Here is a 23,002-nt window from a genome sequence, read left to right on the forward strand (position 1 = left end):
TCCGTTGGCGGGTGAGTGGTCTCGTCAGCTTTAGCCACTGCTTCGTACACTGGCGTGCGGTGAGGAATCGATCTTTCGAATCGCTTGGAGGCCAGCGAAACATGCGCGTCACCCTGCTGCTGATCGTCAGCTTTGCCGTCGCCGGGTGTCAGAGAGGCGGGACGCCGCCGAAGGGGGAGGCGGCCGCCCCGCCGAAGCGGCCGGACAATGAGGTCCGTACGGTCTTCCGTTCAGACGATGCGACCTACGTCGTCGCACCGGACCGGACGGGCGGACTGGAGATCACCCCGCACGACTGGATCGGCGGGCAACTCGTGGCGCGTCCCCGTGCGGAGGTGATTCCGTTTCCGCGGAAGGAGACACTGGGAAAGATCGGGGCGATCCGCTGCGATGAACAGTTCGGCTCGATCGTCTGTGTCGCGGTGTATGGCAAGGGGCCGTCGAATCCCGATGCGCCGCGGTGGTTGTGGCACTGGTTCAACGGAGAGCGGTGGCGGACGGGAAAGATCGACGCCCCCGCCCAGAGCTTTTGCTCGGCGGTGTTCTCTCACGGGCGGGACAATATGCGGGCCGTGTTTGAGGTCTTTCGGGAAGACGGGAAAGAGCAGCGGCACGGAGCGCTGATCTACGACAACCCCTGCATGAGCAGCGCCAGCGATGAAGGGGACGGGGGCTGGTTTCACCCCGCGGCGGACCTGCTCGACCCCAAGGCGCTGAAGTCGTCGCCTCTGGCGATGCCGGAGGCTCCTCGGGGGACGTGAGTCAGCGAGCGGCGCGGCTTTTTGAGGGACGGCGATCGTGCTCCGATCGGAGTCAACGCAATCGAGGCTCGTTCCCCTTCCAACTACGCGGGGCCGGCTCCGGCGTCGGTGATGGTCGGGATCATGATCGACGAGCCGTCCGGGTATCGGAGGTGGATCGAGTCGTAGGTGCCGCCGGTGTACGGGGCCTTCGTGTACTGGGCCGGGATCGGCGTCAGCAGCAGGGCCCAGATGCCGGGGAGTGTTTTGATCTTCACGTCGAGGATCAGGATCCTGGGATTGATCCCCTGCGGAGCGGCGGGGGTCACGATCGCTACGACTCCCAGTCCCCCCTCGCCGTAGACCCCTTCGACGACGAGCTTCGTCTCCGTCCCCTCGGTCACCGCCCAGGCCCGCCAGCGGTCTTTCGGAGGCTCGGGGCGCTCCGGACGGAGGGCGGGGTCCTGGGCGGCGACTGTTCCCGCGAGAGCGGCCAGGCTGGCGGTGGCGGCCAGTTTCAACGAATCGCGGCGCGTGACGTCGGTCATGGCTTGGGTCCTGCGGGCCAGGGGACAGGGTTCTCCTGAGGCGAACGGAGAGACCCGAAGTGTCGCAAGCCGGCGGCGGACGGATCAAGTCCCTCGGGAGGCATTGAGACCACCGGTGCCGACGGCCATCCAGCCAGACCTGTCGTACTCTGTCAGTCGACTCGCACTCGGGTGGCCTCTTTGGCCATCCGGCTGCCGAGCCAGGCGCCCGCCAGTCCTCCGATCAGGAAGTACCCTTCCTGCTGATGCTGAAACAGCCGGAGCTCAAAGTAGATCCGGGTCGCCTCTTCCCAGCTGACGAGCTCTTGAAACTGCTTCTCGACCAGCGTCCGCGTTCCCCAGATGTTGCCGGCCAGCACCGCCGCGACGGTGGCGGCGGCGGTCAGCATTCTCAGCAGGAAGGACGTTCCTCCGGCAAAACTGACCACCGCAACGGAAAACATGATCGCCGCGAAGAACGGCCCGACCAGCAGCAGCTTGGCCGGTATGGCGATCTGCTGCATCCCTCCCCAGAGGAGCGTATAGAGGCTCGCTCCGACCAGAAGGGCGGGAACGGCGTAAGTCCATTGCACGGGAGCGGTGTCCTGCAGTTCGCCGACCGCCGCTTCATCCCGAACCCGCGCCAGGCAGTTCTCACAGGCCGGAACGTAGTGGTTATCGATCATCATCAGCGTGTTCGGCACGGCCGTGCCGCACACTCCGCAGTGCGGGATCGTCGGCTCGGCCCCGAACGCGCGGAAGTCCTGAATGAGGTTCGTCGGGAGATCGAAGAACTGCTTCTCCGTGAGGCGTTCCAGCCGCTGCGGCGTCAGCTCCATCTCCACCTGATTGGGATGGTTTCCGGTCTCGCCCCGGACACCGCGGATCCAGGTGGTCGGCACTCCCGAATTTTTCACGTGGGTGAAGCCTGAAAAGTCTTCCAGGATCTGCGAGTTGATCACCGCCGCGGGGGCGATGGCGTTGAGTTGGATGCACTGCTGGAAGAGGGCGACGTCGAAGCAGACCCCTTCGTAGATTCCCACGTATCGTCGCGTCCGTTCCGTGTAACGGAGTCCGCACCGTGAGACGAGATCCTCAAACGCCGCCTTGGCTTCTGCTGCAGTCATGTTTTCTGGCCCTGGTCTTGAACGCGGGTCCGCCCTTAGCCGATTGCCCGAAGTCGCCCGCCCCTCGTCGCCCGCACACGCTAGTCCCGCTCCCGTGTGAAGTCAAATTTCGCATCCCGGGGCGGCGCGCGGGGGGCGGGGCGCGCTACGGTCGCGCACGAACGGCACTCATGATCGTCCGCGACCGCGGCTCGCTGATCGCCCGTGCGACGGCGGTTTGCAGACGTTCCAGGTCGGCGGGCGTTGGCACCTCGCCGGTGAGGTACGCACCACCGCCCGAGTACTCCTCGAGCCGGACGTCTGCAAAGGCCGGGTCCTCGGTCAGGAGCGGCGCGATCTCCTGCCGCTCTTCCCGGTATCGTCTTTGATAAGCCTGGCGCTCGCCGGCCAGGAACCCTGCGAGGAGCGCGGCGGCGGTGCAGACCGCGAGGATCGCGATCGCAGCGAAGGTCCGCAGTCCGCGGCGAAGGATTGCTCCTTCGGGAACGTCGCCGGTCCCGGCCGATCTCCTCGCTCCCGCGTCCCGCCAGCAGAGCAGTCCAACCAGGCCGAGACCAACGGCCGCGCCACCGATCGCTCCCTGGGTCAGGCCGAGGCCGACTCCCACGGAGACCGGATCGAAGCCCGGTTCCCGGCCGCTTGGCAATACGGTCCGGTAGTACTCGGGAGCGAAGACGCCGAGCAGTCCACCGATCGCGAGCCCGATCGCCGCCAGTAGCAACGTACAGGCGACAATCGTCGTGACGGCCCCTCGCGCGGTCATCGGTCTCTCTCCCGTTGCGGACTTTGATCTCCGCCCATGTTGGCACCTTCGCCCCGGCTCCTCGGGCAGCATGGCCCGACGGCACTGTGCCGGTCAACGATCCGAACGCCGCGGGGATCGAATGAGGGACCGGATGCACTCTGACTTCCTGCGATGTCCGTTTCGGCTTGGCTCGTTCGCAGAGGGATGACACCGCGTCACGCGAGCGTCCGTTGCTTCGAGCTGAGCGGCAGATGATATTGGCTCCTGTTTGACAGGCCCCTCCCCCGCCCCCCGCCCCCTGTCACCCGCGGACAAGCCTTTTCAGCGTCAGTCGTCATGCGCGATCGTTGGCAGGATCTTCGAGTTGGCGACCGCGTCCGGCTTTTGCGTGTTCCTGAGTCCGACCTCCGCCAGCGCGAGCATGAGCTCCGTGTCGGTACGGAGATGCCGGGTTGGACGGCCGATACGCTGGAGCGGATTCTCGCCATCGATCCGGTCGTGACCATCGATCGCATCGACGAATACGGAGCCCCCTGGTTCAGCTACGAGTTGATCGGGGCGGATGGCGAACCGGAGCACCACTACCTGGCCATCACGGAAGATGAGTCGTGGGAACTGGTGGAGGATCCGGGCGTCCCTTAGTGGAGGGATCGAATGGATGAACCAGGATCGCCCGCCACGTCGCCACCCTCCGCTGCGGCCCGTGCGGCTATCAGGTCCTCGATCAGCTCCGATCGCCGCTGCTCACCCTCTTCCGGCGTCATGGCACGCAGGATCGACGATGGATGCCACGAGACGAGCGTTCGCTCGCAGTGACGGGTGGAGAGAACGACGCCCCGCTGGCGGCCGAGGCGCGTGTCGCGGCCGACGATCACCTGGGCGGCGGTCGCTCCCAGGCAGACAACGACCGTCGGCCGGATCGCCGCCAGTTCCGCTTCCAGCCACGGAAAGCAGGCCGCCATCGCCCGGGCCGGCGGCTTCTTGTGCAGGCGGCGGGTCCCCGTCTCCTCCCAGTGAAAGTGCTTGACGGCGTTCGTGAGATACACCTCCTGCCGCGCGATCCCCGCTTCCCGCAGGGCCTCATTGAGGACTTCCCCAGCGGGGCCGACGAACGGCTCGCCGGTGAGGTCCTCCTGGTCGCCGGGCTGCTCGCCGATGAGAACGATCCGGGCGTCACCCGGGCCGCGGCCGAAGACCGTCTGTGTCGCGCGGGCGTGGAGGTCGCACCCCTGGCAGCAGGCGGCCGCCGCGGCCAGCGAGGCCAAGTCGCGGGCGGCCGGGAGAAAGGCTGCCGCGGACTCGACGGGGCGAGTCGTCTGGCGGGCCATCGTCTCCAGCCGCCGCGGGGCGTCGGCAAGGAGGTCGGGAATGATCCGGGTCTCGGGGAGCGTCTCCCAGTGCCGGACCGGCATCTCCCGTTTCATCGCCCGCAGCTTGATCCGGGCCGGGTTGAAGATCGAGCCGTAGTACGTCTTCCACAGCTCTTCGAGAGCGTCCCCCTGCGGCGCGGCGCTGGCCGGGACCCCTTCGCCGAAGTGGAGCGACTCTCCGTCCCACAGGACCGAGGCGTCGGGCGTGAGGATCGACCACGCCATTTCAGGGAACCGTCGGGAGAAGAACGGCGCGACGAGCGGGAGGATCAGGTGGTCGGGGCGGTGCCAGGCGACGTACTGCTCCATCGCCCCTTCGGCGATCCGGCGGAACCGGACGAACGCCTTGGCCTTGTGGGCGTCCCGCGAGACCGCCTTTTCCATCCGCGTCAGGCGGATGACGTCGTCGTCCGTGATCACCTCCAGCAGCTCCGGCTCGTCGTGCGTGAGACGCCAGAGGGTCCGGTACAGCAGGTCCCAGCGGCCGGCGTCGCGGTGGCAGCCTACGGTCCGGGCGAGTTCGAGGAAGGCCCGTGGGACGGTGGTTGCGGCGGCCGGGGCGACGGTGCTTCGCGGCGTGTCATCGAAGGTGAGTCCGAGCGTCGGTCGCTCGGCGCTGTGCGCGCGGAACATCACCGCCTCCGGACCTTGGCCGAGAGCGAGCAGGTCGCGGGCGGCCTGGCGCCAGTCGTCGAAGGTGGTGACAGTGATCGTGTGCATCGGGAGTTACCGTCACTGCTGAGCCACAGATTGAGGCGTGGTCTGTCTCTAGCGGGGGATTCCGTGGACGCAAACTGCGTCCTTGCCGGCACGACTCGGCTCGCTCAAACCCAACGTGCGACGGCAGCCTGGGGTCAAGGGGGCCACGCCCCCTTGCCGCCGGAGGCATTTTCGTCGCGGAACCGTGGTACACAACGGACGTCTCCTTTGTGGTACCCGCGTTGAGGACTCCCTCACATCACACCGCTGGCTTTGCAATCCCCGCGGGTTGGTGAGGGGGCATACGGCACGTCGTCCGCGCTTGGACACTCGCTCCTTCAGAGAGATCGAGACGAGACGGGCCTCCGGCGGGCAAAGGGGCGTTGCCCCTCTGCACTCCCCACCAGGGGTACCCCCTGGACCCGGTGATTGGATCGGTGATGTTGGGGTGCGCGTCTGCACCCCTCGCTGGGCTCTCCATGTCCTTGTGGTTCGCGCAATGCTCAGCCTTCGGGCTCGTGTTTCCACTCAAATCTCTGTTGTCAGGGTCGTCGCGAATCCGGAGGTCGCCGGCGCGCGGTCTTCGCCAAAGAGGAGCAGCTGCCGCGGGGCAGGGGGGCGGAGGGTTCGGTCCAGGAGCTCGGTCTCGAGGACCCGCGCATCTGGATGGTGGTCCGGGGTCTCAACGAAGTGCTTCACCCGCGACCACGGGATGCGGAGCTTCCGCAGGTCCTCCGCGCGAAGCATGCGGTGCTTCCGCGCCAGGAGCACGCGGTCGACCGTCCGGACGCCGAGACCCGGAATCCGGAGGAGGAGTTCCCGCGGGGCGGTGTTGACGTTCATCGGGAACTGCTCGCGGTGCGCGAGGGCCCAGGCGAGCTTGGGGTCGATGTCGAGAGCGAGGTTGGGGCGGTCGGGGCTCACGAGTTCGGGCAGCTCGAATCCGTAGAACCGCAGGAGCCAGTCCGCCTGGTAGAGGCGATGCTCGCGGACGAGCGGAGGGGAGGCGGCGGGGAGACGCGTGTCGGCGTGCTGGATGGGGCTGAAGGCGGAGTAGTAGACGCGGCGGAGCTTGTGGGTTTCGTAAAGGTGCGTGGCGGTTTCGAGGATCGCGGCGTCGGGGGCGGGGGTCGCGCCGACGATCATCTGCGTGCTCTGGCCGGCGGGGGCGAAGGGGGTTGTCTTGAAGCCGGCGGCGCGGTTCTCCCGCTGGTCGTCGATCCGGACCTTGATATCGGTCATGGCGGTTTCGATGTCGTCCCGCCGCTTCTCCGGTGCGAGCTGGACGAGGTCGGGTTCGGTCGGGAGTTCGACGTTGACGCTGATCCGGTCGGCCCAGCGGCCTGCTTCCGCGATCAGGCGCTCGTCGGCGCGGGGAATCGTTTTGAGGTGGATGTAGCCGCCGTAGCGGTGGTCGACCCGCAGGGTGCGGGCGACGGCGACGATCTGCTCCATGGTGTAGTCCGGGTTCTGGATGATCCCGGAGCTGAGGAAGAGACCTTCGATGTAGTTGCGGCGGTAGAACTCGAGGGTGAGGCGGACGACTTCCTCGACGGTAAAGCGGGCCCGGGGGACGTCGCTGGTGACGCGGCTGACGCAGTACTTGCAGTCGTAGATGCAGTAGTTGGTGAGGAGGATTTTGAGGAGGGAGACGCAGCGGCCGTCGGGTGTGTAGCTGTGGCAGATCCCCATGCCTTCGGTGGAGCCGATGGCGGTTCCGGGTCGTTTGGTGGTGGGACCGCTGCTGGCGCAGGAGGCGTCGTACTTGGCGGCGTCGGCCAGGATGGCGAGTTTCTCCTGTGTGTTCATGGACGATCCTCGTCTGGGCTTCGATGGTGTATTGTAGCGGTTACTGAACAAACGACCACATGGCTGTTTTATGCGACCACATCGCTTGAGCAGGAATCAGGCCAATCGCCGCTCATCGAGAGCCGGGTCCAGGGCGGATGCCCTGGTGGCGTGCAGGGGCCACCCCCTGCCCGCCGGAGGCTTTGGCCGTCGAGAGATGTCTGAAAGAGCGTGTGTCCAAACGCGGAAAACGTGCCGGATGCCCCCCCACCAACCCGCTGTGAGCACGAACCGAGCCCGCAGTTGACTCGCCGCGCTCCCGTAGGCAGACTCGCGAAAACGACTCTTCGCTTCTCTGTGAGTTGGGCCTATGGACACGCGGGTCAGCGATGTGCTTCGACGAATCGAGGCGATCCTTATCGAAACGATTCCGGCGGCGATCCAGGCGGCCCGGCTCAGTGAGCCGGTCTACTGCCTGCGGATCTGGTACAACGGCACCGACAGCGATTCCGACGCCATTCCCTGGCTGATGCCGGTCAAAGAGGTCACGCGGCAGGCGATCCTCAAGAAGGCGAAAGGACGGTTTCCAGAAGGAATCTGGCTGGCGGACGAACTGACGAACGTGGGGCAGGCGTTCAATGTCGACATCAAGAATGCCGAACTGACAGAGCAGTACGGTCTCTGGTACGAGCATCTCGCCGAGCAGGACGATGAGGAGGATCTCCAGCTGTTCCGCGAGATGGTGCAGCGGGTCTCCGCGGCGCTGAACCGTCTCGACTGGTCAGCGCTCGCTCCGGTCACGGACGATTTTGTCGTCTTTCCGGCGGACGGTTCGCACACCTTCGGCGACGACCTGGAGGATCTTCGCGCGAGTGTTCCTGCCGATCGGCTGCAGTTGCTCAAGTCGCGCAAGCTCTGGAAGTGACGACAGGGTGCCGGGGGGCTCCGACGACTCCCGGCCCGGGCACTGCAATCATGGCGGATTGGTGAGGGGGCATACGGCACGTCGTCCGCGCTTGGACACGGGATCCTTCAGACGTCTCTCGACGGACGGGCCTCCGGCGGGCAAAGGGGCGTTGCCCCTCTGCACTCCCCACCAGGGGTTCCCCCTGGACCCCGGTTCTTAGGCCGTGGGACCGTCGGGGCCTTCCACCGCGACCTCGAACACGTGCGCTGTCCACGGCGGAACATCCAGATAAAGACCGTGATCCCGCAGGTCCGCACCCGCACGCCAGTACACATCGCTCCCGAGCCGGTCGCTCAAGCGGATCGTGTGCGCCGCCAGCTCCCCCCACGGCCAGCGGACATACCCCTGCGCCGGACCCGCCGAATTGTTCACCGCCACCAGCAGCCGCGCATTCCCCTTCGTCCACGACATCGTGATGAACGACGCCGCACTCCCGTTCCCCTCCCACGCCGGATAACACTCCAGCAGCATCCAGTCCCCGTTCCGGACCACATCGCTCGCCACAATCGGCCGCAGCCGCTCGTAATACGCCGCCAGCCCCCCGTTCACCGGCTCCTCCGGACCGCGGACCAGGTGCGGCGAGACCCGCACCTTCCGACCTTCGAACTGCCCCTCCTGAAAGAACCGCATCCCGGGACTGAGATACGTGATCGCCGCCGCCGCAGGATGGACGTTGTCCGCAAAAGCGGTCGCCCCCCGGGCCTCGTCGTGGTTCTCGATGAACCGGGCCAGCCGGTCCTGAAAGGCAAGCGCCCCCCGCAGATGACCCCGCACGCTCGCTGCCGGCTCGTGGCGCAGCCGGTCATAGAGCCGCTTGTCGTACGTCCAGTCGAACCCCTGCTGCTGCAGCTCCCACTCCAGGTCCCAGTACACTTCCGCCAGGAACCGGAACCCCGGATGCGACGCCTTGGCCGCCTCGATCGTCCCCGGCCAGAACGGCTCCATCGCGATCCCCCAGGTCTTCTGGAAGACATCGGGAAGAACCAGCATCGCCATGTCGCAGCGGACGCCGTCGCAGCGCTGGGCAATCGACAGGAGCTCCTCCCGCATCGCCTCCCGCAGACCGGGGTCGCCGTAGTTGAGCTGGAGCGCGTCGGGCCAGCCGGGGAAGAAGGGATCGCGGCCGAACGCAAGATACTCCGGGCCGTCGGGGAGCGCCGCGCGGAAGTAGTTGTGCGGCTCCCGCGCCGCCTGCTCCGCCGTCCCGGCGACGTAGAACTCCGGATGCTCGTCGAGAAAGCGGTGGTCGAGCCCGGTGTGGTTCGGGACGAAGTCGAGCATCAGCCGCAGGCCCCGCGCCGCCATCCGGCTCCGCAGCCGGGCCAGGGCCGCGTCACCGCCGAGAGCCGGGCTCGCCGCGTACTCGCGGATCGCGAAGCCCGAGCCGCCGATGTCTTCATCGGAGAGGTCGGAGAGCGTCGCCTCAAAATCCTTCCGCCAGTCGGGGTTCGTCCGCGAGACCTGCCGTGAGCGGGGGCTGGTGGACCAGACGCTGAGCCACCAGATCCAGTCGAAGCCCATCCCCCGGATCCGGTCGAGCTCCGCGTCCGGGATGTCGTCGAGCGTCGCCGGGCGGCCGAGGCGGCGGCTCAGGTCGGTGAGGTAGACCCGCGTGTTGATCTGGTAGAGGGCCGGATACCGCGCCGCCGGCGGGAGCGGCGTGTTCCGCGTCGCCGCGGGGGCCGGCGCGGAGACGGTCTTGGCAGCCGCCGGTTTGGAGGCGGTCGCGGCGGCAGACGTGGTCGCGGCGCCGGAGGTCGTGGCAGCCGAGGCCGGAGCGGAGGACAGGGGTGTGTTCATAGCGAGCGTCCTGGGGTCTGAGGAAAGTCTCGCGGAATTCCGTCGCTCCGGCGATGGTGGCGCGGCCGGAAAAGCTCCGGGCCGCTCACCGGTCAACGGAGGACGGTCGTCGGTGTCGCCATGGACGGTGCGGGCGGGGGGGAGGCCGTCTCCGGGGGAGGGGAGGCGGCCGCCGGCGGGGATACCTCCGGCGGGGAGGAGGCGTTTCGCGAGAAGATCTGGCGGCCTTCCTTCAGGAAGTCCTCCGCCGAGATCGTCGCGAAGATCCGCATCAGTCGGCTGACGATCGCGGTCCAGCCGGTCTGATGGCTCGCCCCCAGCCCCGCGCCGTTGTCGCCGTGGAAGTACTCATAAAACAGGATGCAGTCCTTCCAGTGCGGGTCGTTCTGGAAGGTCTCGGTCCCGCCGAAGACCGGCCGGCGCCCGTGGGCGTCGCGGACGAAAATCCGCTCCAGCCGGCCCGTGATCTCCCTCGCGACTTCGAACAGGTTCATCATCCGTCCGGAGCCGGTCGGGAACTCGACCTGGAAGCTGTCGCCGTAGTACTGGTAGTACAGCAGCAGCCCCCGGACGATGAGGGCGTTCATCGGCATCCAGATCGGGCCCCGCCAGTTCGAGTTGCCGCCGAACATTCCCGAGTCCGACTCCGCCGGCAGGTAGTTGACGCGGTACTCCGCGCCGCCGACCGGCAGGACGTAGGGGTGCTGGTCGTGATACCGCGAGAGGGAGCGGATCCCGAACTCGCCGAGGAACTCCCCCTCGTCAAGCAGGTGGGCCAGGACCCTGCGCAGGCGGGCCTCGTTGAGGATTGAGGTCATCTTGCGGCCGGCGACCCCGGTGGTCCTGAGGTCATGGATCTCCGCCACGAGTTCCGGCCGGTTGCGGAGGAAGGCGTCGAACCGCTCCGCCGCTTCGGCGGAGACGTCCCGCAGGCTGCCGTCGTAGACGCAGACCGCGCACAGCGGCAGCAGGCCGACGATCGAGCGGACCTTGAGCCGGTGCGATGTGCCGTCCGGAAGCCGCAGGACGTCGTAGAAGAAGCCGTCCTCCTCGTCCCACATGCCGTGCCCTTCGTCCGTCCCTTCCAGCATGGCCGAGGAGATCCACAGGAAGTGCTGGAGGAACTTGAGGGCCATCTCGCTGTAGACGGGGTCGTGCCGCGAGAGCTCCCCGGCGATGTCGAGCATGTTCTGGCAGAAGAGGGCCATCCAGGCGGTCCCGTCCGCCTGCTCCAGGCAGCCTCCGGTCGGGAGCGGGGCGCTGCGGTCGAAGACCCCGATGTTGTCGAGCCCCAGGAAGCCTCCTTCGAAGACGTTGCGGCCGGTGCGGTCCTTGCGGTTGACCCACCAGGTGAAGTTGAGGAGCAGCTTCTGGAAGGCGTGCTCCAGCCAGCGGACGTCCCCCTGGCCGCGGTGTCCCTGCTCCAGCCGGTAGGTGAACATGGTGGCCCAGGCGTGGACCGGCGGGTTGACATCCCCGAAGTTCCACTCATAGGCCGGGATCTGGCCGTTCGGATGGAGGTACCGCTCGAGGAGCATGAGGTTGAGCTGCTCTTTGGCGAAGTCGGTGTCGACGAGGCTCAGCGTGACGACATGGAAGGCGAGGTCCCACGCGGCATACCAGGGGTACTCCCACTTGTCCGGCATCGAGATGACGTCGGCGTTGTACATGTGGTGCCAGCCGTCGTTCCGGGAGCCGGGATGGGCCGCGCAGCCCTCCCCCGTCCCCCGCTCGTCGAGCCAGCGGTTGACGTCATAGATGTAGACCTGCTTCCCCCACAGCATCCCCGCCAGCGACTGCCGCATCACGAGGGCCTGATCGTCCGAGAGGTTCGCCGGGATGACGGTGCCGTAGAACTCGTCCGCTTCGCTCCGCCGCGCGTCGACGAGACCGTCGAATTCCGGACCGAACGCGACCGGGAGGGAAGCTCCCTCGGGACGCGGGCGGAGCCGGACGCGGATCACCTCTTCGCCGCCGGCCGCGACGGTGCGGCGGTAGAGGGCGGCGCACTTGGTCCCCCGCCGCTCCGGATTGACCGCTTCGGCCCGGCCGTGAATGAGGGCTTCGTGGAAGGCGTCCTTCACGTACGGCGAGGGGTTGTCCGTGCCGAAGATCCGCCGGCAGTTCGTTTCGTTTTCGGTGAACAGGAGGTCGTCGGTCCGCTCGCATTCGAAGACGAAGCGGCCGAGCTTGGGGGAGGCGACCGCCACCGAGGCGGCCTGCGGTGGCCCGCTGCCGTCGGAGGCCGAGGCGCTGGCCGGGGTTTCAAACTCGAGGGTGGGGCGGGTGACGGCGTCCCCCCAGGACCAGGTGTTGCGGAACCAGAGGGTCGGGAGGACGTGGATGTCGGCCGCTTCGGGGCCTCGGTTCCTGACCGTGATCTTGACCAGAACATCTTCCGGGGCCGACTTGGCGAACTCCACGTCGACGTCGAAGTAGCGGTTGTCGCGGAAGATGCCGGTGTCGAGGAGTTCGAACTCCTGGTCGTGGCGGCCGCGGGCGCGGTTGGTGTCGACGAGTTGGGAGTAGGGGTAGGCCTGATGCGGGTACTTGTAGCGGTACCGCATGTAGCTGTGGGTGGGGGTGCTGTCGAGGTAGAAGTAATACTCCTTGACGTCTTCCCCGTGGTTCCCTTCGCTGTTGGTGAGGCCGAAGAGCCGTTCCTTGAGGATCGGGTCGCGGCCATTCCAGAAAGTGACGGCGAAGCAGAGGGATTGCCGGTCGTCGGAGAAACCGGCGATGCCGTCTTCGCCCCAGCGATAAGCCCGCGACCGGGACTGGTCATGCGAAAAGTAGTCCCAGGCGTTGCCGGAGTTGCTGTAGTCTTCGCGGACGGTTCCCCACTGCCGCTCGCTCAGGTAGGGACCCCACTTTTTCCAGGGGGCCTGGCCGGTCCGTGCCGCCTCGAGTCGCGACTGCTCTGCGTTCATGATGACGCCCGAAATCGGCGCAGCGGTGCGCCGCCCTGAAACGTGGAAAGCACCAGCCAGATGGGTCACTGCACAGCAGGTTTCATTATCAACCTGCTGTTTCCGAACCGCAATTGGATAATTCGCGGGAAGAGAGCCGGTCGGAGGGGGGGGGAGGCGGGAGGTGGGGTTGTGCGGTGGGGGCGGGCTGGGAAAGATCATGTCGCGAGCGATGGACGAGGCTCTCCGTCGGCGGACGGATGTCCGAGATGTCACCCAGCGTCGATCGCCCAGCGGGTCCAGGGGAGACCCTTGCGGGGGCGAATCGAAGTTCGAGCCCCGGCTGGTTCTCGATGGTCGGCGGGTGTAGGCTCATTCGACACCTCTTCACTAGCCTCGCGCCCGGCTATGAGCTCTTCACATCCCGCTCGGCGGAAGAAACGGCCTTCGTCCTCCTCAACGTCCAAGGCCACCCGCCGGAAGAAGACTTCGGGAGTTCCCTGGGGTTCCATCGGCGGAGTCGTGCTGGGCGTGGCCGCGCTGGCGCTGCTCGTGCAGCAGGTCTGGGCGCGGGTCATCGGGCCGAAGCAGGCGGAGGCCGCGCTGCGGATCGTCCGGCAGGAGTTCGAGGCGGCGGCCCCCGATCCCGCTCCGCCCGACTGGAAGTGGTCGCTCTACCACAATCGGGGCGGGCTCAATGTCCTGCTGCCGGCGAACACGCGGCTGCAGCCGATCGCACAGGACGTCAATACGCCGGACGCGAGCTTCATCACCCCCGACTACATCATCACGACCTGGAAGGGGACGCATGAGGGGCACAAGGTCCTGCTGACCGAGGTCCAGAAGGGCTTCGGCCGCAGCGGCGGGCTGCCGATCATCGAGAACGTCGACGCCAGCGGGAGCGGGGAGAAGGGGTATCAGCTCGTGTCGAACCGGTTCGTCGAGGGCTGGCCGGTGCGGTGCCGCGAGGTGGTCTTCAAGAAGGATGGCAAAGATGGCAAGCGGCGGATGTTCGAGCTGGAACGGATGGTGACCGACGTGGCGGTCACGGGGGACGCGGCATCGCCGGTGTTTCAGCGGGTGTTCGATTCGATCCGGTTCGAGCCGCCCGCAGAGCCCGGCCCGTCGGCGACGGTCGGCGCGGAGCCGCTGGACCTCTTCCCCGTGCTGGACGTGAAGGCGCGGGGATGGTCCGGCCGGTGGCTGAAGAAGGAGCACCAGATCCTGACCGCTCCCGAGTGGGGGGACGCGATGCTGCAGCTGCCGTTTCAGCCCCCGGAGTCCTACGAGCTGACGATCGAGGTGGAGCGGGTGGGTAGCGGGACCGGGATGTTCGGGATCGGGGTCGTGGTGGAGGGCTCGCAGACGCTGGTGGCGCTCGATGGGAACCGGGGGCGGATCTCGACGATCAATGCAAAGGACCCCGACGCTCCGGACGAGGCCGCGCTAGGCCGGGGCTATCGGGGGCAGGTGCTGGGAGCAGGGCGTCACCTGGTCCGCGTGGAGGTCAAGCCGGGTGCGATCCGCGCCGATGTCGACGGCGCGACGGTCCTGACGTGGAGTGGGAAGCGGGGTGAGCTGGGGGTGCCGACCCTGTGGAGCAAACCACAGCCGCTCGGGTTTCTGGCGACGAACGGGTCGGAGTTCGTGGTGTCGCGGCTGGAAGTGCGGAGGTTGTAGGACGCGGTCCGGAAGCCGAGGGCTTGTCTGCCGGTGAGGCCAGGGCCGTTGGCCCTGGCTGGAGGAACGGATGGCCCTGTGGGCCGGCATGCGCGACGGCGATCGCGTCCGATTAGTAGGCCATTGGACCGGGTAGACCGCTCCCACCGAGCCGCGGACGAGCATTGCATCCCCGCCAGGGATGCGTTGACATGTCGCTTTGAAGAGGACGTGTTCCATTCCATCGGGGGGCCGGGCCATTTCTGCCAAATCGCTGCACACCGTGTCCGCCGTGATCGAGCTGGGGGCGGGGCTGGGGCTGCTCTGTTTTCCGGCGCTGAGCGTGATGCTGCTGGCGGGGGAACCGCTCGCAGGGGCGGCGGCCGTGATGGTGACGCGGATCGGCGGGGCGGGGCTCACGACGCTGGGGATCGCGTGCTGGATGGCTCGCGGCGATGCGGGGAGTCCCGCGGCGCGGGGGCTGGTGGCGGCGATGCTGTTCTACAACGTCGCCGCGGCGGGACTCCTGGCGTATGGCGGGCTGGCGTACGGCGGGATGGGAGCCGGGCTGCGGGGATGGGGGCTGTGGCCGGGGGCGATGCTCCATGCCGTGATGACCGTATGGTGCATCGCGAGCTTTCGGCGGCAGAGTTCCAGCCCGTTGGGTGGTTGAGCCACCGGGGCATCCGCTATCACTGCGTCACTTCTTCTGGCCTGTTGTCCGCCTGCACGACACGGAACCTCGCGATGAGTCTTTCACGTCTGACGCGGAGAGAGTCTTTGCATCTCCTGGCGGCCGCTTCGGGGCTCTCGCTGGGGGCGGTCCCGCGGCCGGTTGTCGCCGCGACTCCGCTCGAGGAGGCGTTCGACAAGCTCGTGCGGGCCGAAGGCTTCACGGACGATGCGCCCGGACTGGCCGTGATGGCCCGCCGGGGGGATGCCGCGCCGTTCTTTCGCTGCGTCGGACTGGCGCGGATCAAGGACCGTCGGCCGGTGACGCCGCAGACGATGTTCGAGCTGGCGTCGGTCTCCAAGACCATGACCGCCTCGGCGATCCTGCTGCTGCACGACCGCAAGACGCTGTCGGTCACGGACGACGTTCGTAAGCACCTGCCGGAACTCCCTCCGACGGAGAAGAACGCGCCGATCCGCATCCGCGACCTGCTCCAGCACACCTCGGGACTGGCGTCCTACATGGATCTCGCCGATGTCCCCGCGCGGAACAAGGATTACTGGATCAACGACGACTATGTGGGGGAGTTCGCGCGGCAGAAGGTCCCGGCCCTCTTCGCCGCGGGGGCCCGGCACGAGTACAACAACACGAACTACCTGCTGCTGGCGGTCATCGTGGCCCGGGCGACCAGGAAGCGGTTCGGCGAGTTCCTCCGCGAGGCGATCTTCGACCCCGCGGGGATGAAGACCGCCTTCGTCTCCGAGGGGCCGGGGAGCGTCCCCGCGCGGGCCGGTCGCGTCGACGCCATCGGGTACTCGAAGGAGGAGGGGGCCTGGGAAGAGCAGTGGGCTCTGCCGCCGGATCGGACCGAGACGTTACTCACCTGCGGCGACGGCGCGATCTGGTGCAGTGCCGAAGACATGGCGGCCTGGGACGCGTTCCTGCATTCCGGCCGGTTGCTCAAGCCCGCGACGGTCCAGATGGCCCTCACCCCGGCCAAGACCCGCGACGGCAAGTTCCATTCGTACGGCCTGGGCTGGGGGCTGTACTTCGAGGGGAGCCGCAAGGCGACTGGCTACGGGCACAGCGGCGGCTGGGGTGGGTTCGGGACCTACTACTGGCACGACCTGCTGACGAAGCGGACGATCGTGATGCTCGGCAACGGGCGGCCGCTCGACATGGACAAGTTCTGGGAGTCGCTGACGGATCTCTTCAACAAGCACGGCGACGCGTAGCCGGACCGTAGCCAGGGCCGGGGGGGCGATCCCATCCGAGGGCCGCGCTCATGGCGGTCCGGGTTGTCCTCAGAAAATAAAAAAACCCGGCAACAACGAATCCACCGGGGGGCTGGGGACTCAAGCTGTTAGCCGGGGGCGATGGGCGGGTTGTAACGGTCCCTGTCCGGTGATCCTAGACCAGTTGTCATCCCGCCTCGTCGTACCCGCAGGTTCTGCCGGTTTGCGTTTCCGGCCACCTTTCCCGCATGCCCCGTCAGGCCGATGTCGCCCATGAGAACCAGTCGCCGATCCAGTCCAGGGAGTTGGGGGAGAACCGTTCCTGGAACTCCAGCGGGACGCGGGTGCCATCGGGGCGAATCGCTTCGGCGGTGATGGTGACATCCACCGGGGCGTGGCGGGGGAGGGCGTCCAGGATGTGCACGAAGACTTCCTGGCCGTCGTGTCCCTCTTCGAACCGCTCGACCGTCTGGCGCGGTGTGATGGTGCGTTCCGGTTGCGTCTCATACCGGATCCGGACCTCCCGGACCTCGAGCGCCTCGAACTGCCGCTGCGCGTCTTCGACCCGCAGCGTGAGATCTTAGGGGGGCCGCTGGTACTCCAGGTGTAGGAGAAACGGCACGTCGACAGGCTCGCTCTGCAGGAATCGGGACGGACCGGTTGAGATCGTCCCCTTGAGGCCCTCGTCCGTCGACGCCGCTTGGGCTCCGCCTGCGAGCGATCTCGTCGAGATGGCCGCGCATCCGCCTGAGATCATGCTCGCCATCGCTGCCAGAACAACCGCGAATCGAGGCATGACCCTGGTGCCGGAGACTGTGTTGCGGATGGGATGCCCGATCCCATACCAGATCGACCGCCGTTGCCGAAGGGGATGGACTGTTTGTGCGACCAACCCCTTCGGTGCCGGCCAATGCTGCCGAAGAAAGGCCCAAGGACCCGGAGGCACTTCCATGAGGAACCGTGGTACGCAACGGACGTCCCCTTTGTGATGCCGGCGCTGGGGAATCCACGCTCGGTGCGGATTCCCCGCGGGTTGGTGTGGGGGCATACGGCACCGTGTCCGCGCTTGGATACGGTCTCCTTCAGACATCCCTCGACGAGAGGGCCTCCGGCGGGCAAGGGGGCGTTGCCCCCTTGCATCCCCCACCAGGGGTACCCCCTGGACCCCGGTAATTTGGGCGAGCGGGCGGCCTTTGGGAGGCTCGCCTTTCTCCGGGTGCGGCACCGGGAATTCTCTGGCTGTTCGAACGACCGGCGAACGACATCCTTCCTTCAGGCATCCGCCAGGCACATGCCCCCGCCAGCCCCGGCGGTCAATGTGCCACCGATTCAGTACGATCGCCTCCGCACCCACTTCATCGCCCGAGAGACGTGCAGGACTCCCCGCACGATCCATTCCGGAACCCTTCCATGCCGACCCCCGGCGACCACCTCCGCCCCCTCAACGGGGGACTGACCGCACTGCTTCGCGGTCAGCGGGAAGCGCTCGAAACGGCGATGAACGGCCAGCCCCTCCCGGCGTCGCTCGGCATCCTGGTCCGCACCACCGTCGAGCAGCTCGGGCCGGAGACCCGCGCGGCGTTCTACCTCGCGAACGAAGACGGGACCGCGCTCCATCACGCCGTCGGGATGCCGGACGATTACGCCGCGGTCGTGGACGGGTTCAGGATCGGTCCCGAGTCGCTGGCCTGCGGGCTCGCGACCGCGACCGGCGAACCGGTCCTCACCACCGACGTCATGACCGACCCCCGCTGGGAACCGTGGCGCGAGGTCGCCCAGCGGTTCGACTATCGCGGCTGCTGGAGCTTTCCGATCCGCACGACGACGGGAAACGTCGTCGGCACCCTGGCGATCTACTCCCGCCAGCCGCGTGAGGCGACCGAGCAGGACCGGGAGCTGGCCTCCCTCATCACCCACACCGCCTCCGTCATCCTCTCCCGGCACAAGGAAGCCGAAGCCCGCCGGCAGGCCGAACACGCCCTCCGCCAGAGCGAGGAAAAGTATCGCAGCCTGTTCGACTCGCTCGATGAAGGGTTCTGCCTGATCGAGGTTCTGTTGGACGCAGCGGGAAGGGCCTCCGACTACCGCTTTCTCGAAACGAACCCGGCGTTCGCACGGCACACCGGTCTGAAGGACGCCGTCGGAAGGACCATCCGGGAGCTCGTGCCCGATCACGACGCCCATTGGTTCGAGATCTACGGAGAGATTGCGCGGACGGGCGAGCCGCGGCGGTTCGAGATGCCCGCCGAGGCTCTCGGGCGGTTCTACGACGTGTATGCGTTTCGCGTGGGGCCGCCGCACGAGCGGCGCGTCGCGGTCCTGTTCAACGACATCAACGACCGGAGGCGGGCCGACATCGCTCTCCGGGAAAGCGAGGAGAAGTACCGGTTGCTGTTCGAATCGATCAACGAGGGGTTCGCGATCCTCGAGACGATTCGGGACGATCGGGGGCGGCTCGTCGATCTGGTCTATCGCGAAGTCAACCCGGTCTTTGCCCGCCTGACCGGCTTTCAGGTCCAGCCCGGGCAGCGGGTCCTCGAGGTCCTGCCGGACATCGAGGACCACTGGCTCGCCTACTACGACCGCGTGTCGTCGACCGGCGTGCCGGAGGTGGTCGAGGACTACAACCGCGATTCCGACCGCTGGTATCGGACGAACGCCAATCGCGTCGGCGGCGCGGGGAGCCCGCTCATCTCCGTCGTGTTCGAGGACATCTCCGTGCGGAAGCGGGCGGAAGCGGTCCTGCGGGGGACCCAGGAGCGGCAGGCCTTTCTCCTGCGGCTCAGCGACGCGATCCGACCGTTGAACGACGCCGTGGAGATGCAGAGGGAGGCGATGCGGCTCCTGGCCGAGCACTTGAAGGTCGCGGTTGCTTCATACTTTGAGCTGGACTCCGACGAGGACGGATTCGTCCAGGCGGCCGGGTACGAAGACGGCAGCATCCGGCTCCCCGACCGGATGCGGATGTCCGACTACGGTGCCGATATCGTGGCGAACTACCGCGCGGGGCGGACCATCGTGGTGGTGGACACGGAAGCCGACCCGCGGTTCGAGTCGCAGCGGGAGGCCTACCGGACGATCGGCGTGCGGGCGTGGGTTGGTGTGCCGCTGGTCAAGGAGGGGCGGCTCCTTGTCGTCCTGGGAGTGCTGGAGCGAACGCCCCGGGACTGGAGCGGCGCGGAGGTGCAGCTGTTCGAAGAAGTCGCCGAACGGACCTGGGCCGCGGCCGAGCGGGCCCGGACAGAGACGGCGCTGCGGGAGAGCGAGTCGCGGCTGCGGCTGGCCCTCGCCGCCGCCCGGATGGGGATCTGGTCGTGGGAGGTCTCCGGCGATGATCACGTCCGGGACGCCAATCTGAATCGTCTGCTCGGACTGGAGCCGGTGCAGACGACCCGGCCTCTCTCGGAGTTCCTGAGTCACATCCATCCCGAGGACCGGACGCGGGTGGCGGATGCGTTCCAGAACTCCGTGCGGCAGGGGGGGAGTCTCGATGTCGAGTTCCGCGTCGTCTGGCCGGACGGGACGGTCCGCTGGCTGCGGGATCAGGGGGACGTCTTCGGCACCGCCGGGGAGCAGGCGACCCACATGGCGGGGGCCTGCGTGGATGTCACCGAGCGGCGGGAGGCGGTGGATCGTCTTCGCGAACTCAATACGACGCTGGAGTCGCGCGTCGAAGAGCGGACGGAGTCGCTCCGGGCCCTGGCGGTCGAACTGGCCCGGACGGAGCATCGGGAGCGGCGGCGGCTTTCGCACGTCCTGCACGACCATGTGCAGCAACTCCTGGTGGCGGCCAACCTTCACGTGGGGCTGGCGGCGATGGACGCGCGGTCGCCGGATGCGAAGCAGTCGTTCGACCGGGCGCTGGCGGTGATCCAGGAGGCGATTCAGGCGAGCCGAAGCCTGGCGGTCGAGCTCATTCCTCCGCTGCTCGACGACGGAGGGCTGGCGGCGGGGCTGGAGTGGCTGGCGAAGCGGTCGCGCGACAACCTGGGTCTGAAGGTCCAGTTCACCTCGGACGGCACGACGGACGTCGAGGACGCGGACCTGCGGGCGCTGCTGTTCCAGGCGACACAGGAGCTGCTCCTCAACGTGGTGAAGCACGCGAAGGCGACCGAGGCGAGCATCCGGCTCACGCGTCCCGCGGCGGACCAGGTCCGGATCGAGGTGGCGGACCGGGGAGCCGGGTTCCGCAGCCGTCCGACCGAGATCCATCGCGGTTCGCCGGAGTCGTTCGGCCTGTTCAGCATCCGGGAGCGGGTCCGGCATCTCGGGGGCGGGGTGGAGATTGAGACCGCTCCGGAACGCGGTTCGCGGATTCGCGTGACCGTTCCCGTCAAGTTGCCGGAGCCGCCGCCGCCGGTGACGCCCGCAGCGAGGGGGCCGCATGGGCCGGAGACGCCGGAGGAGAATGTGATCCGCATCCTGGTGGTCGACGATCACAAGATCCTTCGCGAGGGGCTCATCTTTGTGTTGAACCGGGAGCCCGGTTTCAAAGTGATCGGAGAGGCGGCGGATGGGCCGCGGGCGATCGAGCTGGCGGGGGAACTCGCTCCCGACGTGGTGCTGATGGATGTCAGTCTGCCGGGGATGACGGGGGTGGCGGCGACGCAGCGGGTGATGGCGGCGTCGCCGGAGGTGCGGGTGATCGGGCTGTCGGCGCACGACGATCCGTCGGTACGGCAGGCGATGCGGGAGGCAGGGGCGGTGGAGTATTTCACGAAGGGTGGCCCGTCAGCGCAGTTGATCGCGTCGATCCGGTCGGTCGTGAGTCAGAGCTGAGCTCCGGATTCAAAGCGAGCGAAAGAGCCCCGCGTCCAGGGCGGGAAGCGCTGGCCGCCGGAGGCGTTTCCCTGTCGAACAGTGCCGGCGAAAGAGGGCGTCCGAGTCGAAGGAGGTCACCCGAGGCGGTGATCCGCAGACGTCACGCGTCCGTTCACTTGGAGTCGTCCACAAACCCGGTGGACGGTGTGGTCGTGGAGCTCTTCGCGTTCTTCTTCGACGCCGATTGTCGAAAGCGCACGAAGTAAAGCGTGGCCTTGGATCGCCTCTCCTCGGGTGGCTTTTTAGAGAATCGGACTCTTCATCCAGTCAACAGTTGAAGGTCATTGACTGTTCACATGGAGAAGAGGTAATGTCACGCCAACCGCCTCAGCGGGCATCTCCGGGCGGCATTTCTTCAGATCCTTTCGCATCGTTCGTTCCAACTTCCAGCCAGAATTTCGGGCGAGGCCGTCATGAACTTGCAACCCAGGCGGCTGCGCCGTTCGTCGTATCTGTTGTTTGTATCTGTGATCGTTCTCGGGGCCTGCAGTCGGGCACCCGAGCCCCCCCTGACGCCGCCGGGCAAATCGGTCGAAGACGCGGCAAACTCCATGTCCACCGCTGAAAAGAAACCGGGCTCCGCCGCGAAGAAGTGATCTCGCGCTCAGCCCGCCAGGCTTTTGTCACGTTTCGGTTCGCTTTTCTTTGGTTCGCTGGCCCGTCGCATGTTGCGGCCCGCCCGGATCGAAAAGGGTCTCTGCGCGCGGAGCTGAATTATGAAAGTGCCATCGAGTCGGTCGAAGGGATTCACGCTGATTGAACTGCTGGTTGTCATCGCGATCATTGCCGTCCTGGTTGCCATTCTGCTGCCCGCCGTGCAGCAGGCCCGCGAAGCGGCCCGGGCTAGTCAGTGTAAGAACAATCTCAAGCAGCTCGGAGTGGCGCTGCACAACTACCACGAGTCTCATGGAGTCTTTCCCCCGGGGCAGATCCGGGGATGGAACGGCACGCACGAGAAAGGGAACGGGTTCAGCTGGGGAGCGATGATCCTGCCGCATATGGATCAGGCGGCTCTCTACAACAAGCTCGAACCGACGGTTCCCATTTTTGAAGGGACGAACAAGACGACGATTCTGGCCAGCCCGGGGATTGCCGGCGTGATCTGCCCCAGCGACGTCAACCGCACGAAGGTCCGGAACATCCACGCCACGGCGGACGTGAACTACATGGGCTCCTTCCCCGGGACGAGTTACTTCGGAAACTCGGGAGCGTTCAACAACTGGAGCGACAGCACGAGCATGAACCTGTCGGGAGGCTTCTTCACGATCGATCCCGCGCCGGTCTCCAACCTGTCCAAGTTCCCGGACGGATCTTCGAACGTGGTGGCCGTGGTCGAAAAATCGGCCCGTGTCTGGAGCGGCGGAGCGTGGCTCGGAGCGCAGAGCGCCACGCAGGGGACCCCCGCGCCGGGAACCGATCAGGCCTGCTGTCAGGACTGGTGGCTGAATTTCGCCATGTACGCGCCGGTCAACGACCTTCGCCGGTTCAGTGCGCCGACCCACACCAATATCCGGGTCTCGAGCGACCATGCCGGGGGCGTCAACACCCTCATGGCGGATGGCGCCGTCCGCTTCATCAGCGAGCAGATCGAGCACATCCTGGACACCACCAACGGCGACGCGAACTACCCGCCGGCGCAGGGGGCCGGGTGCATCTGGCGCGACATGGGATGCAACGACAACACGGCTGGCGGCGGGGCGTACCTGAACAAGACGCTCCTGGCGACCCGCATGGGGCTCTGGCAGCGGATCAACCACAAGTCGGACGGCTTGCCGGTCGGAGATTTCTGATCGAGCGTTCGACCGCCTGATTGGCTCGATGCGTCGTCCGGTCTCGACCGGACGGAGAGCAACCGAAGTTTCCGCCCCCTGTCCGCAATCGCGGACAGGGGGCGTTGTTGTTCTGGGCCTCACCCCTTCGGGGGGGCGTTTCTCGCTTCGTC

At 67.0% G+C, this 23,002-nt stretch carries 16 protein-coding genes; 8 read left to right on the forward strand and 8 right to left on the reverse strand.

Annotated elements, in window-relative coordinates:
* Positions 1 to 101: 101 nt before the first annotated feature.
* Positions 102 to 761 carry a hypothetical protein gene (locus VT03_RS22750; protein WP_075095126.1) on the forward strand — a complete coding sequence of 220 codons (660 nt, stop codon included), beginning with the start codon at positions 102 to 104 and terminating at the stop codon, positions 759 to 761.
* 83 nt (positions 762 to 844) lie between these two features.
* On the opposite strand, the gene VT03_RS22755 is transcribed toward VT03_RS22750, so the two are convergent.
* The 3 genes from VT03_RS22755 to VT03_RS22765 all read right to left on the reverse strand — a co-directional run bounded on the left by VT03_RS22755 (position 845) and on the right by VT03_RS22765 (position 3,157).
* Positions 845 to 1,288 (reverse strand): hypothetical protein, encoded by a 444-nt coding sequence (locus VT03_RS22755; RefSeq protein WP_075095127.1) that lies wholly within the window; start codon positions 1,286 to 1,288, stop codon positions 845 to 847.
* A gap of 152 nt (positions 1,289 to 1,440) precedes the next feature.
* Positions 1,441 to 2,394 (reverse strand): hypothetical protein, encoded by a 954-nt coding sequence (locus VT03_RS22760; RefSeq protein ID WP_156514698.1) that lies wholly within the window; start codon positions 2,392 to 2,394, stop codon positions 1,441 to 1,443.
* A gap of 145 nt (positions 2,395 to 2,539) precedes the next feature.
* A complete protein-coding gene (locus VT03_RS22765; protein WP_075095129.1) occupies positions 2,540 to 3,157 on the reverse strand; it encodes a hypothetical protein in 618 nt (205 codons plus the stop codon).
* A 318-nt stretch (positions 3,158 to 3,475) separates the two neighbouring features.
* Here VT03_RS22765 and VT03_RS33740 point away from each other — a divergent pair, with 318 nt between their 5' ends.
* Positions 3,476 to 3,781 carry a hypothetical protein gene (locus VT03_RS33740; RefSeq protein ID WP_156514699.1) on the forward strand — a complete coding sequence of 102 codons (306 nt, stop codon included), beginning with the start codon at positions 3,476 to 3,478 and terminating at the stop codon, positions 3,779 to 3,781.
* Here the strand turns inward: VT03_RS33740 and VT03_RS22775 are convergent.
* Both VT03_RS22775 and VT03_RS22780 read right to left on the reverse strand, forming a co-directional pair.
* A complete protein-coding gene (locus VT03_RS22775; protein ID WP_075095131.1) occupies positions 3,778 to 5,229 on the reverse strand; it encodes a UdgX family uracil-DNA binding protein in 1,452 nt (483 codons plus the stop codon). The two genes, VT03_RS33740 and VT03_RS22775, sit on opposite strands and share 4 nt — an antisense overlap.
* Positions 5,230 to 5,736: 507 nt before the next feature.
* Positions 5,737 to 7,017 carry a putative DNA modification/repair radical SAM protein gene (locus tag VT03_RS22780; protein WP_075095132.1) on the reverse strand — a complete coding sequence of 427 codons (1,281 nt, stop codon included), beginning with the start codon at positions 7,015 to 7,017 and terminating at the stop codon, positions 5,737 to 5,739.
* Between the two features lie 349 nt (positions 7,018 to 7,366).
* On the opposite strand from VT03_RS22780, the gene VT03_RS22785 reads away from it, so the two are divergent.
* On the forward strand, positions 7,367 to 7,921 hold the full coding sequence (locus VT03_RS22785) for a hypothetical protein (protein WP_075095133.1): 555 nt from the start codon (positions 7,367 to 7,369) through the stop codon (positions 7,919 to 7,921).
* Between the two features lie 198 nt (positions 7,922 to 8,119).
* Here the strand turns inward: VT03_RS22785 and VT03_RS22790 are convergent, their stop codons facing one another.
* Both VT03_RS22790 and VT03_RS22795 read right to left on the reverse strand, forming a co-directional pair.
* A complete protein-coding gene (locus VT03_RS22790) occupies positions 8,120 to 9,763 on the reverse strand; it encodes an alpha-amylase family glycosyl hydrolase (RefSeq protein ID WP_082846446.1) in 1,644 nt (547 codons plus the stop codon).
* Positions 9,764 to 9,855: 92 nt separating this feature from the next.
* Positions 9,856 to 12,693 (reverse strand): MGH1-like glycoside hydrolase domain-containing protein, encoded by a 2,838-nt coding sequence (locus VT03_RS22795; protein ID WP_075095134.1) that lies wholly within the window; start codon positions 12,691 to 12,693, stop codon positions 9,856 to 9,858.
* Between the two features lie 510 nt (positions 12,694 to 13,203).
* Here VT03_RS22795 and VT03_RS22800 point away from each other — a divergent pair.
* The 3 genes from VT03_RS22800 to VT03_RS22810 all read left to right on the forward strand — a co-directional run bounded on the left by VT03_RS22800 (position 13,204) and on the right by VT03_RS22810 (position 16,239).
* On the forward strand, positions 13,204 to 14,352 hold the full coding sequence (locus tag VT03_RS22800; protein ID WP_156514700.1) for a hypothetical protein: 1,149 nt from the start codon (positions 13,204 to 13,206) through the stop codon (positions 14,350 to 14,352).
* A 262-nt stretch (positions 14,353 to 14,614) separates the two neighbouring features.
* A complete protein-coding gene (locus VT03_RS33745; RefSeq protein ID WP_156514701.1) occupies positions 14,615 to 15,004 on the forward strand; it encodes a hypothetical protein in 390 nt (129 codons plus the stop codon).
* 74 nt (positions 15,005 to 15,078) lie between these two features.
* Positions 15,079 to 16,239: a serine hydrolase domain-containing protein gene (locus VT03_RS22810; protein WP_197489055.1), complete on the forward strand. Its 1,161-nt coding sequence runs from the start codon at positions 15,079 to 15,081 to the stop codon at positions 16,237 to 16,239.
* Positions 16,240 to 16,495: 256 nt separating this feature from the next.
* Here VT03_RS22810 and VT03_RS33750 read toward each other — a convergent pair whose 3' ends face one another.
* A complete protein-coding gene (locus VT03_RS33750; RefSeq protein WP_156514702.1) occupies positions 16,496 to 16,663 on the reverse strand; it encodes a hypothetical protein in 168 nt (55 codons plus the stop codon).
* A 986-nt stretch (positions 16,664 to 17,649) separates the two neighbouring features.
* Between VT03_RS33750 and VT03_RS22820 the strand changes: the two genes are divergently transcribed.
* Together VT03_RS22820 and VT03_RS22825 are read left to right on the forward strand one after the other, a co-directional pair.
* Complete coding sequence (locus VT03_RS22820) at positions 17,650 to 21,018, forward strand: GAF domain-containing protein (protein ID WP_075095138.1); 3,369 nt, start codon at positions 17,650 to 17,652, stop codon at positions 21,016 to 21,018.
* 758 nt (positions 21,019 to 21,776) lie between these two features.
* On the forward strand, positions 21,777 to 22,850 hold the full coding sequence (locus VT03_RS22825) for a DUF1559 domain-containing protein (RefSeq protein ID WP_075095139.1): 1,074 nt from the start codon (positions 21,777 to 21,779) through the stop codon (positions 22,848 to 22,850).
* The last annotated feature ends 152 nt before the right edge of the window (positions 22,851 to 23,002 follow it).

The organism is Planctomyces sp. SH-PL14, assembly GCF_001610835.1.
In the GTDB taxonomy this organism is placed as follows: Bacteria; Planctomycetota; Planctomycetia; order Planctomycetales; family Planctomycetaceae; genus Planctomyces_A.

What these genes read in the sequence shown, in the direction of transcription:
- VT03_RS22810 (WP_197489055.1), top strand. Translation starts at nt 15,079, where the DNA reads ATGAGTCTTTCACGTCTGACGCGGAGAGAGTCTTTGCATCTCCTGGCG.
- VT03_RS22795 (WP_075095134.1), bottom strand. Translation starts at nt 12,693, where the DNA reads ATGAACGCAGAGCAGTCGCGACTCGAGGCGGCACGGACCGGCCAGGCC.
- VT03_RS22765 (WP_075095129.1), bottom strand. Translation starts at nt 3,157, where the DNA reads ATGACCGCGCGAGGGGCCGTCACGACGATTGTCGCCTGTACGTTGCTA.
- VT03_RS22775 (WP_075095131.1), bottom strand. Translation starts at nt 5,229, where the DNA reads ATGCACACGATCACTGTCACCACCTTCGACGACTGGCGCCAGGCCGCC.
- VT03_RS33740 (WP_156514699.1), top strand. Translation starts at nt 3,476, where the DNA reads ATGCGCGATCGTTGGCAGGATCTTCGAGTTGGCGACCGCGTCCGGCTT.
- VT03_RS22750 (WP_075095126.1), top strand. Translation starts at nt 102, where the DNA reads ATGCGCGTCACCCTGCTGCTGATCGTCAGCTTTGCCGTCGCCGGGTGT.
- VT03_RS22760 (WP_156514698.1), bottom strand. Translation starts at nt 2,394, where the DNA reads ATGACTGCAGCAGAAGCCAAGGCGGCGTTTGAGGATCTCGTCTCACGG.
- VT03_RS22755 (WP_075095127.1), bottom strand. Translation starts at nt 1,288, where the DNA reads ATGACCGACGTCACGCGCCGCGATTCGTTGAAACTGGCCGCCACCGCC.
- VT03_RS22790 (WP_082846446.1), bottom strand. Translation starts at nt 9,763, where the DNA reads ATGAACACACCCCTGTCCTCCGCTCCGGCCTCGGCTGCCACGACCTCC.
- VT03_RS22825 (WP_075095139.1), top strand. Translation starts at nt 21,777, where the DNA reads ATGAAAGTGCCATCGAGTCGGTCGAAGGGATTCACGCTGATTGAACTG.
- VT03_RS22780 (WP_075095132.1), bottom strand. Translation starts at nt 7,017, where the DNA reads ATGAACACACAGGAGAAACTCGCCATCCTGGCCGACGCCGCCAAGTAC.
- VT03_RS22820 (WP_075095138.1), top strand. Translation starts at nt 17,650, where the DNA reads ATGCCGACCCCCGGCGACCACCTCCGCCCCCTCAACGGGGGACTGACC.
- VT03_RS22785 (WP_075095133.1), top strand. Translation starts at nt 7,367, where the DNA reads ATGGACACGCGGGTCAGCGATGTGCTTCGACGAATCGAGGCGATCCTT.